The sequence below is a fragment of the Pseudomonas sp. PvP028 genome (assembly GCF_017832255.1).
GTDB classification, from domain to species: domain Bacteria; phylum Pseudomonadota; class Gammaproteobacteria; order Pseudomonadales; family Pseudomonadaceae; genus Aquipseudomonas; species Aquipseudomonas syringae.
Genome location: NZ_JAFIBL010000001.1, coordinates 715,331 through 729,200, shown reverse-complemented (window position 1 = coordinate 729,200; position 13,870 = coordinate 715,331). Strand labels below are relative to the sequence as shown.

Here is a 13,870-nt window from a genome sequence, read left to right as displayed (position 1 = left end):
CGCTATTTGAGCGGCAGGCTACAACCCGTAAGGAGCATTCATGCGTCATTACGAAATTATCTTTTTGGTCCACCCGGATCAAAGCGAGCAAGTCGGCGGCATGGTAGAGCGTTACACCAAGCTGATCGAAGAAGACGGCGGCAAAATCCACCGTCTGGAAGATTGGGGCCGTCGTCAACTGGCTTACGCAATCAACAATGTTCACAAGGCTCACTACGTGATGCTGAACGTTGAGTGCACTGGCAAGGCTCTGGCCGAGCTGGAAGACAACTTCCGTTACAACGATGCTGTGATCCGTAACCTGGTCATCCGTCGCGACGAAGCCGTAACCGGCCAGTCCGAGATGCTCAAGGCTGAAGAGAACCGCAGTGAGCGCCGTGAGCGTCGTGACCGTCCTGAGCACTCCGACAGCGCCGATGGCGATGACGGCGACAACAGCGACGTTAGCGATAACGCTGACGAGTAATCCACGGACCTTTTGAGGAGCCAATTACATGGCACGTTTCTTCCGTCGTCGTAAATTCTGCCGCTTCACCGCTGAAGACGTCAAAGAGATCGATTACAAAGATCTCAACACTCTGAAAGCCTACGTATCCGAGACCGGCAAAATCGTTCCAAGCCGTATCACGGGTACCAAAGCACGTTATCAGCGTCAGCTGGCCACCGCTATCAAGCGTGCCCGCTTCCTGGCCCTGCTGGCCTACACCGACAGCCACGGCCGCTGAGACCAGGTAGTCGACAAAACGTAACAAAGGATAGAAAGCATGCGTGCCCTGGCTGAATTCATCATGCGCGGCCGTATGCAGGCCACTCTCGTAGTGGCTGGATGTGCGGCATTGCCGCTGTTGTTCTGGTTGAGTGCTGCCGCAGGGTGCCTTGTGCTCCTGCGACGCGGGTTCAGTGATGCCGTTGGTGTCCTGTCCTGGGCTCTGCTGCCGGCTTTGGTCTGGTGGTATTTCGGTGAACCCCGTACAGCCATGGTGCTGGCGGGTTCACTGAGTTTGGCAATGGTTTTGCGTGCCAGCGAGTCCTGGGTCCGTGTGCTGCTGGTCAGCGTGGCGTTGGGTGTGGTGTATGCAGTAATTCTGGGCACGGTTTTTCGCGAACCTCTGGAAGCAATGTCGCAGGAGTTGCAGAAACATCTGCCGACAATGCTGGCCGGGCTCTACGAGCAGTTGAACGTAGAAGAGCGAGCGCGTCTGGGGGCACTGATTGCACCCGTCCTGAATGGCCTGATAGCGGCTGTGCTGCAAATCGTCAGTGTGCTGTGCCTGATTCTTGGGCGGTACTGGCAAGCGATGATGTACAACCCTGGTGGTTTCGGGCGTGAGTTTCGCGCCGTGAAACTCCCGCTGGTGCCGGCGTTGGTGCTGGTGGTGTGCATGCTGGTGGGGCCGAATTTCGGTCCGCAGATAGCGATGCTTACACCACTGTGCAGCGTACCGCTGGTCTTTGCGGGCCTGGCCCTGATTCACGGACTGGTCGCTGAAAAGCGCCTGTCCAGGTTCTGGCTGGTGGGGATGTACATCACGCTGCTGGTGTTCATGCAGCTGATTTATCCGTTGCTCGTGGTAATTGCCATTGTCGACAGCCTGATTGATTTTCGCGGTCGCCGGAGCTCGAAAGATTCCGGCAATGGTCCTGCGAACGGTGAAGGTTAAAAGTTAAGAGGATTTCCACATGCAACTGATCCTTCTGGAAAAAGTCGCCAACCTGGGCAACCTGGGCGACAAAGTAAACGTTAAGGCCGGCTACGGTCGTAACTACCTGCTGCCTTACGGCAAAGCAACCGCTGCAACCGCTGCCAACGTGGCTGCGTTTGAAGAGCGTCGTGCCGAGCTGGAAAAACTGGCTGCAGACAAGAAAGCATCTGCCGAAACTCGCGCTGCCCAACTGGCTGAGCTGGAAGTGACTATCACTGCCACCGCTGGTGACGAAGGCAAGCTGTTCGGTTCGATCGGCACCCACGACATCGCTGATGCACTGACCGCCTCTGGCGTTGAAGTTGCAAAAAGCGAAGTTCGTCTGCCGAACGGCACTATCCGCAACGTTGGTGAATTCGACGTAGCCGTGCACCTGCACAGCGACGTAGAAGCAACCGTACGCGTTGTCGTAGTGGCTGCTTAAGCAACACGTAATCGTCTGGTGACATTGTCGTCAGAGGATTAACATCGGGCACGATCCTGTTTACAGGTCGTGCCCTTTGTCTTTGTGCCATCCCCATTCTGCAAACCTCGAATTGAAGTGGCCATGAACGATATTTCCGCCCCCGAACAATACGATCTGCAAACCGCTGCCCTGAAGGTGCCGCCACATTCCATCGAGGCCGAACAGGCTGTACTCGGTGGACTGATGCTGGACAACAACGCCTGGGAGCGGGTGCTCGATCAAGTTTCCGATGGTGATTTCTATCGACATGACCACCGCCTGATATTCCGCGCCATCGCCCGGTTGGCCGATCAGAACAGCCCGATTGACGTGGTCACCCTGGCTGAACAGCTGGACAAGGAAGGGCAGACCTCGCAAGTGGGCGGGCTGGGCTACCTCAGTGAGCTCGCAAAAAACACGCCTTCTGTCGCCAACATCAAGGCCTACGCGCAGATCGTCCGGGCCCGGGCCACGCTGCGGCAATTGATCGGCATCAGTACCGAAATCGCCGACAGTGCGTTCAACCCCGAAGGCCGGACCGCTGAAGAGATTCTTGACGAGGCTGAACGGCAGATCTTCCAGATCGCCGAAGCGCGTCCCAAGACCGGCGGTCCGGTCAGCGTCAACGACCTGCTGACCAAGGCCATCGACCGTATCGACACGCTGTTCAACAGCGACAACGCCATTACCGGCCTGTCGACCGGGTATACCGATCTCGATGAAAAGACCAGCGGACTGCAACCCTCCGACCTGATCATCGTTGCCGGACGTCCGTCGATGGGTAAGACCACCTTCGCCATGAACCTGGTCGAGAACGCGGTGCTGCGCAGTGACAAGGTGGTGCTGGTCTACTCGCTGGAGATGCCAGGCGAATCGTTGATCATGCGTATGTTGTCCTCGCTGGGGCGCATCGACCAGACCAAGGTGCGGGCCGGCCAGCTTGACGACGATGACTGGCCGCGCCTGACATCGGCGGTCAATCTGCTCAATGACCGCAAGCTGTTCATCGATGACACGGCCGGTATCAGCCCGTCTGAAATGCGTGCGCGGACACGGCGGATCGTGCGTGAGCATGGCGACATCGCCATGATCATGATCGACTACCTGCAACTGATGCAGATCCCCGGTTCCAGCGGTGACAACCGTACCAACGAGATTTCCGAGATCTCGCGCTCGTTGAAAGCCCTGGCCAAGGAATTCAACTGCCCGGTGATTGCCCTGTCGCAGCTCAACCGCTCCCTTGAGCAGCGTCCCAACAAACGCCCGATCAACTCTGACCTCCGGGAATCTGGAGCGATCGAGCAGGATGCCGACGTCATCATGTTCGTTTACCGGGACGAGGTGTATCACCCGGAAACCGAGCACAAGGGGATTGCCGAGATCATCATCGGCAAGCAGCGTAACGGCCCCATCGGCACCACGCGTCTGGCGTTCATCGGTAAATACACGCGCTTCGAGAACCTGGCGCCGGGCAGTTACAACTTTGACGACGATTGACTTCGGGTCGAGCCGATCAAATCCGACCACCGTGGTCGGACTTGATCAAAAAATGTGCTATATTCCGCGCCCGCGATTTTTCCAACGTGCAAACGCAGGTCCTGAACATGCAATCAGCCAAGCCGTTATTTGACTATCCCAAGTACTGGGCCGAATGTTTCGGACCAGCACCTTTCCTGCCCATGAGCCGGGAAGAAATGGATCTGCTTGGCTGGGATTCCTGCGACATCATCATCGTTACCGGCGATGCGTACGTGGATCACCCGTCTTTCGGCATGGCGATCATCGGTCGTCTGCTCGAGTCCCAGGGCTTTCGGGTCGGGATCATTGCGCAGCCCAACTGGCAGTCCAAAGACGACTTCATGAAGCTCGGCGAGCCGAATCTTTTTTTCGGTGTCGCTGCCGGCAACATGGACTCGATGATCAACCGCTATACCGCGGACAAGAAGATTCGCTCCGATGACGCCTATACCCCGGGCGGCATGGCCGGCAAGCGTCCGGACCGCGCAAGTCTGGTCTACAGCCAGCGCTGCAAGGAAGCCTACAAGCATGTACCAATCGTGCTGGGTGGTATCGAAGCTTCGTTGCGCCGCATTGCGCACTATGACTACTGGCAGGACAAGGTTCGCAACTCGATCCTGATCGACGCCTGCGCCGACATCCTGCTGTACGGCAACGCCGAGCGTGCGATTGTCGAAGTTGCCCAGCGTCTGTCCTACGGCCACAAGATCGAAGACATCACCGACGTGCGCGGTACGGCGTTCATTCGTCGTGACACGCCGCAGGGCTGGTATGAGGTCGATTCCACGCGTATCGACCGTCCGGGCAAGGTCGACAAGATCATCAACCCGTACGTCAACACCCAGGACACCGAGGCCTGCGCCATCGAGCAGGAAAAAGGCAACGTCGAGGACCCCAACGAAGCCAAGGTGGTGCAGATTCTTGCCAGCCCGCGCATGACCCGTGACAAGACGGTCATCCGTCTGCCATCGGTAGAAAAGGTCCGTAACGACGCTGTGCTGTATGCCCACGCCAACCGCGTGTTGCACCTTGAAACCAATCCGGGCAACGCTCGCGCGCTGGTGCAGAAGCATGGCGAGGTGGACGTCTGGTTCAACCCACCGCCCATTCCGATGACCACTGAAGAAATGGACTACGTGTTTGGCATGCCTTACGCGCGCGTCCCGCATCCTGCGTACGGCAAGGAAAAGATCCCCGCCTACGACATGATTCGCTTCTCGGTGAACATCATGCGTGGCTGCTTCGGTGGCTGTACCTTCTGCTCGATCACCGAGCACGAAGGGCGGATCATTCAGAACCGCTCCGAAGAGTCGATCATTCGCGAAATCGAAGAGATCCGCGACAAGGTGCCAGGCTTTACCGGGGTCATTTCCGACTTGGGCGGGCCGACCGCGAACATGTATCGCATCGCCTGCAAAAGCCCGGAGATCGAGTCGGCCTGCCGCAAGCCGTCCTGCGTATTCCCGGGTATCTGCCCGAACCTGAATACCGATCACTCGTCGCTGATCCAGCTGTATCGCAGCGCGCGTGCCTTGCCGGGCGTGAAAAAGATCCTGATCGCCTCCGGCCTGCGCTATGACCTCGCGGTCGAGTCGCCGGAGTACGTCAAGGAACTGGTCACGCACCACGTAGGTGGTTACCTGAAGATCGCCCCGGAACACACCGAGGAAGGTCCGCTCAACCAGATGATGAAGCCGGGCATTGGCAGCTATGACAAGTTCAAGCGCATGTTCGAGAAGTACACCAAGGAAGCCGGCAAGGAGCAGTACCTGATTCCTTACTTCATCGCCGCCCACCCGGGCACCACTGATGAAGACATGATGAACCTGGCGCTGTGGCTCAAGGGCAATGGTTTCCGCGCGGACCAGGTGCAGGCGTTCTACCCGTCGCCGATGGCCACGGCCACGGCCATGTACCACTCGGGCAAGAACCCGTTGCGCAAGGTCACCTACAAGAGCGATGCGGTCACCATCGTGAAGAGCGAAGCGCAGCGTCGTCTGCACAAGGCTTTCCTGCGCTATCACGACCCGAAAGGCTGGCCGATGCTGCGCGAGGCACTGGAGCGCATGGGTCGTGCCGATCTGATCGGGCCGGGCAAGGATCAACTGATCCCGTTGCATCAGCCGGTTACTGACAGCTACCAGAGTGCGCGCCGCAAGAACTCGACGCCGGCGGGCAGCCACAAGGTTGCGAAAACTGCCAAGACCACGCTGATTCAGACCCAGCACACCGGCCTGCCGCCACGTGGAAGCGATGGCAGCAAGCCGTGGGACAAGCGCGAAGAGGCCAAGGCTGCCGCAATGGCGCGCAACAAGCAGGCCGCCAAGGAGCGCATGGATGCAGCCAAAGGCAAAGGCACCAAACCGCCCAAGCGCAAGCCAGTGGTGCCACGCTAACGCTCAGCGATAGCGCCGCCTGCTCGTAGAGGGGCGGACGCAGAGCGTCCAGAACGGCATGTCGACGCGGAGCGTCGCACGATAGTTGAGATCATCGTTCCTCACGCTCCAGCGTGGGAATGCCGTTCGTGACGCTCCGCGTCACACCACTTGCGCCGCGCCGCTCTATCTATAAACGCCACCCACCCACACCGCTCACAATTCTTTACCCCCCATTCAATCCCTCTGCCACACTGTCTGCCTTATTACTGTGCGACCCTTGCACCGTTGGCTTCGGCCGGCACGATTTTGGTGCTGCGCCTGTTCAGGCGGGGAATGCCACTCTTGTTGGCGCACGACTTTGACCGGATGGCATAAGTCTTGCGCGGCTCAATTACCGTTCAGGCTCGCAGGAGGCACGCCGTGTCGATTCATATTGCCTTGCACCATGTCACGCACTATCGCTACGACCGCGCGGTCGAACTGGGTCCTCAGATCGTTCGCCTGCGCCCGGCCGCCCATAGCCGCACACGCGTGCTGTCGTATTCGCTGAAAGTCCTGCCTGAAAACCACTTCATCAACTGGCAGCAGGACCCTCAAGGCAATTACCTGGCGCGCCTGGTCTTCCCGGAAAAGACCGATGAATTCCGCGTCGAAGTCGATCTGGTCGCCGAGATGGCGGTGTTCAATCCGTTCGACTTCTTCCTCGAGCCCTACGCCGAGAACATCCCGTTCACCTACGCCAGCGAAGAGCAGCGCGAGCTGGCGCCGTACCTCGAAAAACTGCCGCTGACCCCGAGGTTTCAGGCGTACCTGGACAGCATCAGTCGCGAGCCGATTCCGGCCATCGACTTTCTGGTCGGCCTCAACCAGCGCCTGAGCCAGGACGTCGCTTACCTGATCCGCATGGAACCGGGCGTTCAGACCCCGGAATTCACCCTGCAAAACGCATCGGGCTCGTGCCGTGACTCCGCGTGGCTGCTGGTGCAGCTGTTGCGTCATCTGGGCATGGCGGCGCGGTTCGTGTCGGGCTACCTCATCCAGCTCAAGGCCGATGTCGAGGCGCTCGACGGGCCGTCGGGTACGGATGTCGACTTCACCGACCTGCACGCCTGGTGCGAGGTCTATCTGCCGGGCGCGGGCTGGGTCGGGCTGGATGCCACTTCCGGTCTGTTCGCTGGCGAAGGACACATTCCTCTGGCGTGCAGCCCCGAGCCTTCCTCGGCAGCGCCGATCAGTGGACTGGTCGAGCCGTGCGAAACCGATTTCAGCCACGAAATGTCGGTCGAGCGCATCTGGGAGGCGCCGCGCGTCACCAAGCCTTACACCGAAGCGCAATGGCAGGACATACAGGCCCTGGGCCGACAGATCGACGCCGATCTGCTGCGCGACGATGTGCGGTTGACCATGGGCGGCGAGCCGACCTTCGTGTCCATCGACGACCGTGATGGCGCTGAATGGAACACCGCTGCGCTGGGGCCGCGCAAGCGTGAGCTGTCCGCCGAGCTGTTCCAGCGCATGCGCGGGCATTACGCGCCGCTGGGCATCGTGCATTTCGGGCAAGGCAAATGGTATCCGGGTGAGCAGTTGCCGCGCTGGTCGCTGAACTGCTTCTGGCGCAAGGACGGCCAGCCGGTGTGGCGCAATAACACGCTGATCGCCGATGAGACTCGTGACTACGGCGCTACCGGCGAACTGGCGGGGCGTTTTCTGGCCAGTGTTGCCGAGCGCCTGAAGCTGCCGGCGCGCTTCGTTTTCCCGGCTTACGAAGACAATTTCTACTATTTATGGCGCGAAGGCGCGTTGCCGGTCAACGTCACGGCCGAAGATTCGCGACTCGGCGATGAACTGGAGCGTGCCCGTCTGCGCAAGGTCTTTGCCCAGGGGCTGGACAAGATGATCGGTCAGGTCCTGCCGCTGGCTCGCAACGCGGACGGTGACAGCTGGCAGAGTGGCCGCTGGTACCTGCGTGACGAGCATTGTCGTCTGGTGCCGGGGGATTCTGCGCTGGGCTATCGATTGCCGCTGGCGTCGCAGCCTTGGGTCAAGGCGGCGGAATACCCGTTCATTCACCCGACCGACCATAACCAAGACTTCCCCGAACTGGCCGACAGCGACTCGTTGACCTCGGTGCTCAAGTCCGCAGACACGGACGCCGAGCGCGCGCCGAAGATCGATGAGTCGGCCGACTGGCTGACCCGCACGGCGTTGTGCGCCGAGGCGCGGGAAGGGCGGCTGTACCTGTTCATGCCGCCGCTGCAAAAGCTTGAGGAATACCTTGAGCTGGTAGCTGTGATCGAAGCGGCTGCAGAAGAACTGCAGTGTCCGGTGCTGCTGGAAGGCTACGAGCCGCCAAGCGATCCGCGGCTATGCAATTTCCGGATCACCCCGGACCCTGGTGTGATTGAGGTGAACGTGCAGCCTTCGGCGAGCTGGGACGAACTGGTCGAGCGTACCGAGTTTCTCTATGAACAGGCACGCCTCACGCGTCTGACCACCGAGAAGTTCATGATCGATGGCCGTCACACCGGCACCGGCGGGGGCAACCATTTCGTCCTGGGCGGCGCGACGCCGGCAGATTCGCCATTTCTGCGGCGTCCGGACCTGCTGCGCAGCCTGATCAGCTACTGGCACAACCATCCTTCGCTGTCGTACCTGTTTTCCGGCCTATTCATCGGCCCGACGTCCCAGGCACCGCGCATCGATGAGGCGCGCAACGACTCGCTGTACGAGATGGAAATTGCTTTTGCGCAGATGCCGGCACCAGGCGAGGAGGTTGCGCCGTGGGTGGTGGACCGTCTGCTGCGTAACCTGCTGATCGACGTCACCGGCAATACCCACCGGGCCGAGTTCTGCATCGACAAGCTTTACTCGCCCGATGGTGCAACCGGACGGCTGGGGCTGCTGGAGCTGCGTGCGTTCGAGATGCCGCCGCATGCACGCATGAGCCTGGCGCAGCAGTTGTTGCTGCGCGCGCTGGTGGCGCGCTTCTGGCGTGAACCCTATGCACCCGCCAAGCTGGCGCGCTGGGGCACGCAACTGCATGACCGCTTCATGCTGCCGCACTTCATCGAGCAGGATTTTGCCGATGTGGTCGCCGACCTCAACGCGGCAGGCTACCCGGTGCAGGCCGACTGGTTCTCTGCGCACCTGGAATTCCGCTTTCCGAAAGTGGGCGATTACGCCGTCAACGGTATCGAACTGGAACTGCGTCAGGCGCTTGAGCCTTGGCATGTCCTGGGTGAAGAGGGCTCGGCTGGTGGCGCGGTACGCTACGTCGATTCCTCGCTTGAGCGTCTGCAAGTGCATGTCCGCGGGTTGCCGCCGCAGCGCTACGTGCTGACCTGTAACGGCGTGGCAGTGCCTTTGCAGCCGACCGGGCGGGCCGGTGAGTTCGTTGCCGGTGTGCGTTATCGCGCCTGGCAGCCGGCCAACTGCCTGCAACCGACCATCGGCGTGCACGCGCCGCTGGTTTTCGATCTGCTCGACACCTGGATGCACCGCTCGCTGGGTGGCTGCGAGTATCATGTCGCCCACCCGGGCGGCCGTAATTACGAAACCTTGCCGGTCAACGCCAACGAAGCGGAAAGCCGTCGTCTGTCACGTTTCTTCCGCATCGGCCATACCCCCGGCAAACTGGACGTTCCGTCGCTCAACATTAACGACGAGCTGCCGATGACGCTGGATATGCGTCTGCAATAAAAAAACAGTGGCTCTGTGCGTCAGATGCACACGGACGTGACATCTGACTGCACTAATCTGAAGTCCTTACGTTGCCTGCCGAGCCTTCCATGCCCGACCTGCTTGACCACTACCCGCTGTCCGAGGGTACTTACCACGAAATGCTCGACGCTGACGGAGCCGTTCGCCCGCACTGGCGTCGTCTGTACGAGCACATGCGGCGCAGCAGCGCGGCGCAACTGATCCAGCGTCAGGCCCTGCTGACCCGGCAGATTCAGGAAAACGGTGTCACCTACAACGTGTATGCCGACCCCAAAGGCGCTGATCGCCCGTGGGAGCTGGACCTGTTGCCGCACATCATTGCAGCGGATGAATGGCAGCACGTCGCGGCAGGGATTGCCCAGCGTGCGCGGTTGCTCAACGCTGTGCTCGCGGACCTTTATGGCCCGCAGACGTTGATCGCCAATGGCCTGCTGCCCGCCGAGCTGGTGTTTGGCCACAACAACTTTCTCTGGCCGTGTCAGGGCGTCAAGCCCCCTGAAGACACGTTCCTGCACATGTACGCCGTCGACCTGGCGCGCACCCCGGACGGGCGCTGGTGGGTCACAGCCGACCGTACCCAGGCGCCCTCGGGTGCCGGTTATGCGCTGGAAAACCGCCAAAGCGTCGCGCGTGCCCTGCCGGAAACCTATCGCGACCTGCAAGTCCGGCACCTGTCGGGTTTCTTCGACGCGCTGCAGCAGACGCTGGCCCGTCAGGCGCCGACCAGCAACGAAGCCCCCCTGATCGTCCTGCTGACGCCGGGCCGTTTCAACGAGAGCTACTTCGAACACTTGTACCTGGCGCGGCAACTGGGCTATCCGCTGGTCGAGGGTGGCGATCTGACGGTGCGCGATGCCACGGTCTACCTGAAAACCCTCAGCGGCTTGCGTCGGGTTCACGCCATCATGCGCCGGCTGGACGATGACTTCTGCGACCCTCTGGAATTGCGTACCGACTCTGCGCTGGGTGTGCCGGGGCTGCTTGAGGCGGTGCGTCAGGGCAATGTGCTGGTCGCCAACGCGTTGGGCAGTGGTGTGCTGGAGTCCCCAGGGCTGTTGGGCTTTTTGCCGAAAATCAGTCAATACCTGTTCGGCGAGGATCTGATTCTGCCCTCGGTAGCGACCTGGTGGTGCGGAGAGCCGCCGGTGCTGGCCCAGGCGCTGGAAAAACTGCCGGATCTGTTGATCAAGCCGGCGTTCCCCTCACAACACTTCGCGCCGGTGTTCGGCCGTGATCTGAATGAGGAGCAGCGCCTCGCACTTGCCCAGCGCATGCAGTCGCGGCCCTATGCCTACGTCGCTCAGGAGCTGGCGCAGCTGTCCCATGCTCCGGTGCTGCAGGCCGATGGCACCGGTTTGCAGCCGCGCGCCATCGGCATGCGGGTGTATGCAGTGGCCAGCCTCGACGGCTATCGCGTGCTGCCGGGCGGCCTGACCCGTGTGGCCGCCGAAGCCGATGCCGACGTGGTTTCGATGCAGCGTGGTGGGGCGAGCAAGGACACCTGGGTGCTGGGCGAGCGCTCGCACCTCGGCGAGCCGTGGAAGGGCCAGCGTAAGCTGGGTGTCTACGACTTGATCCGTCGCGACCCTTATCTGCCGTCACGGGTGGTGGAAAACCTGTTCTGGTTCGGACGTTACTGCGAGCGCTGCGACGACAGTGCGCGCCTGCTGCGCATCATGCTGACGCGCTACGTCGACGATGATGACCCTCTCGCGCTGCAAGCCGCCGTCGCGCTGGCCGAGAGCCTGGGCATGCTGCCCGAGGCGCAGGAGGGCGAAGAGCTGAAGGATCGCCTGCTTGCCGCGCTGCTGGGGGACGAGTGGCCGTTCAGCCTTCGGGCCAATTTGCAGCGGCTGCAATGGGCCGCTTCGCAAGTGCGTGGCAAGTTATCCAAGGAAAACTGGCAGGCGCTGGTCGAGTTGCAGCGCGAAGCCTTGAGCCTGGAAAGCGAAGAGCCGGATTTCGGCGAGCTGCTGGATTTTCTCAACCGCCTGGTGATGTCGCTGGCGGCGCTGTCCGGTTTTGCGCTGGACGACATGACCCGTGACGAAGGCTGGAATTTCCTCATGATCGGGCGACGGATCGAGCGCCTGAAGTTTCTCAGCACCAGTCTGTCGGCGTTTTTGCGCGGGCTGGTGGTTTTCGAACGGGCCGGGCTGGAGTGGTTGCTGGAGCTGGGCAACAGCAGCATCACCTATCGCTCGCGCTACATGGCCGTGCCGCACCTGATTCCGGTGCTCGACCTGTTGCTGCTCGACGATCAGAACCCGCATGCGGTGCTGTTCCAGCTCAAGCTGGTGCAGCGCTCGTTGCGCCGCTTGAACGACGAGTTCGATGCGCCACGCGACAGCAGCCTGTCGGTGTTGGCGCAGCGTCTTGCCGCGTTCGACCTGGGCAGTCTGGAGAACCCTTTGTTTGGCCAGAGCAGTATCGATGCCGTGCTCGACGGGCTGGCGGACTTGCTGCAAAGCATTGGCGACAGCAGTGGCCTGGCGTCCGATCGCCTGGCGTTGCGCCATTTTGCCCACGTCGATGATGTCAGCCAACGCACGGTGTCTGTCTGATGAGCGCTTTCTACCAGATTTTCCATGACACGCATTACAAGTACGACAGCCCGGTTTCGCTGGCCCAGCAACTGGCGCACCTGTGGCCACGCAGCAGTCCCTGGCAGCGTTGCACCGAGCAGGCGCTGGAGATTCTTCCTGAACCCACTACGCGTCGCGATGAGCTGGATGTGTTCGGCAACCCGCTGACTCGTCTGGCCTTCGAGCGTCCGCACGATGAGTTGCAGGTCAATGCGCGGTTGCGTATCGAGGTCATGGAGAAGCCGTTTCTGGACTTCAATCTGTCGCCGGAATGGGAGGTGACCCGCAGTGCGCTGACGTACAGCGCCAAGCCGATGACCGAGGACATTCTGGAGGCCTGCCGCTATCGCTTCGAATCCCCCTACGTTCACCTGAAGCGCTCGTTCGTCGAATTCTCGCAGGTCTGTTTCCCGCCTGGCCGCCCGTTGTTGCTGTGCGTACAGGCCTTGATGGAAAAGATTTTCGAGGAATTCACCTTCGATGAAGAGGCCACTCAGGTCGCCACGCCGCTGGTGGAAGTGCTGGAGCGGCGGCGGGGCGTGTGCCAGGACTTCGCCCATTTGATGCTGGCGTGTCTGCGCTCCCGGGGCCTGGCAGCGCGCTATGTGAGCGGCTATCTGCTCACCCAGCCGCCACCGGGCCAGCCCCGGCTGATCGGTGCCGATGCCTCGCACGCCTGGGTCTCGGTATTCTGCCCGGCCTCTGGCTGGGTCGACTTCGACCCCACCAACAATGTGCAGCCTGCGCTGGAACACATCAGCCTGGCCTGGGGGCGCGATTTCTCCGATGTCTCGCCGTTGCGTGGCGTGATTCTGGGCGGCGGCACGCATGATCCGGATGTGCGGGTCACGGTGATGCCGGTCAGCGGCTAATTACCGGGTCCCGTGAATCGTTCTTCAACAGGGCGCTCTCTCGCGAGCGTCCGCGGGACCATTTGACGCACGTTCTTGGAACCCCGGCCCTGATCGGGCACTCTCTTCCTACATCAGTTTTACGTTAATCAAGTCCTGCCCTGGAGATTCAAATGATTCGCAAGCTTGTAGCGATTTCGCTGTTGTCATTGGCCAGTGGTCAATTGCTGGCTGCCGAGTGCTCGGTCACAGTCGATTCGACCGATCAAATGATGTACGACACCAAAGCTATTGAGATCGACAAGGGCTGCAAGGAATTCACCGTCAACCTGACTCACTCCGGCAGCCTGCCGAAGAATGTCATGGGACATAACTGGGTACTGGGCAAAGAAGCCGACGCTCAGGCGATCACCACTGACGGCATGTCGGTTGGCATCGACAAGGATTACGTGAAGCCGGACGACACCCGCGTCATCGCCCACACCAAAGTCATCGGTGCTGGCGAAAAGGATTCGGTGACGTTTGACGTGTCGAAGCTTGATCCGGCGGAAAAATACCAGTTTTTCTGCACCTTCCCGGGCCATATCAGCATGATGAAAGGCGCTGTGACCCTGAAGTAACGACAGGTCCCCGGAGCGTCTGAGAGTATCGTTCCTCACGCTCCGTGGAA

Annotated in this window: 10 protein-coding genes; all 10 read left to right on the top strand. The window is 60.7% G+C overall.

The features are described 5' to 3' along the window. Positions 1-40 precede the first annotated feature (40 nt). Positions 41-466 (top strand): 30S ribosomal protein S6, encoded by a 426-nt coding sequence (gene rpsF, locus JOE34_RS03355; RefSeq protein WP_002551828.1) that lies wholly within the window; start codon positions 41-43, stop codon positions 464-466. A 28-nt stretch (positions 467-494) separates the two neighbouring features. Further along, entirely contained in the window at positions 495-725 is a 231-nt protein-coding gene (gene rpsR, locus JOE34_RS03350; RefSeq protein ID WP_002551829.1) for a 30S ribosomal protein S18, read from the top strand. A gap of 39 nt (positions 726-764) precedes the next feature. Beyond that, positions 765-1,661 (top strand): hypothetical protein, encoded by an 897-nt coding sequence (locus JOE34_RS03345; RefSeq protein ID WP_003422339.1) that lies wholly within the window; start codon positions 765-767, stop codon positions 1,659-1,661. Positions 1,662-1,680: 19 nt separating this feature from the next. Further along, positions 1,681-2,127, top strand: a complete 447-nt coding sequence (gene rplI, locus JOE34_RS03340; RefSeq protein ID WP_003317208.1) for a 50S ribosomal protein L9 — start codon at positions 1,681-1,683, stop codon at positions 2,125-2,127. A 123-nt stretch (positions 2,128-2,250) separates the two neighbouring features. Next, complete coding sequence (gene dnaB / locus JOE34_RS03335) at positions 2,251-3,645, top strand: replicative DNA helicase (protein ID WP_003317209.1); 1,395 nt, start codon at positions 2,251-2,253, stop codon at positions 3,643-3,645. A gap of 107 nt (positions 3,646-3,752) precedes the next feature. After that, positions 3,753-6,062: a YgiQ family radical SAM protein gene (locus tag JOE34_RS03330; protein WP_003422338.1), complete on the top strand. Its 2,310-nt coding sequence runs from the start codon at positions 3,753-3,755 to the stop codon at positions 6,060-6,062. 402 nt (positions 6,063-6,464) lie between these two features. Continuing rightward, on the top strand, positions 6,465-9,743 hold the full coding sequence (locus JOE34_RS03325; protein WP_209995112.1) for a transglutaminase family protein: 3,279 nt from the start codon (positions 6,465-6,467) through the stop codon (positions 9,741-9,743). A gap of 89 nt (positions 9,744-9,832) precedes the next feature. Next, entirely contained in the window at positions 9,833-12,328 is a 2,496-nt protein-coding gene (locus tag JOE34_RS03320; protein ID WP_209995111.1) for a circularly permuted type 2 ATP-grasp protein, read from the top strand. Continuing rightward, positions 12,328-13,221 (top strand): transglutaminase family protein, encoded by an 894-nt coding sequence (locus JOE34_RS03315; protein WP_003393517.1) that lies wholly within the window; start codon positions 12,328-12,330, stop codon positions 13,219-13,221. The genes JOE34_RS03320 and JOE34_RS03315 overlap by 1 nt, the downstream gene beginning before the upstream one ends. Positions 13,222-13,373: 152 nt before the next feature. Continuing rightward, positions 13,374-13,820 carry an azurin gene (gene azu, locus JOE34_RS03310; protein WP_003319566.1) on the top strand — a complete coding sequence of 149 codons (447 nt, stop codon included), beginning with the start codon at positions 13,374-13,376 and terminating at the stop codon, positions 13,818-13,820. Positions 13,821-13,870: the final 50 nt, after the last annotated feature.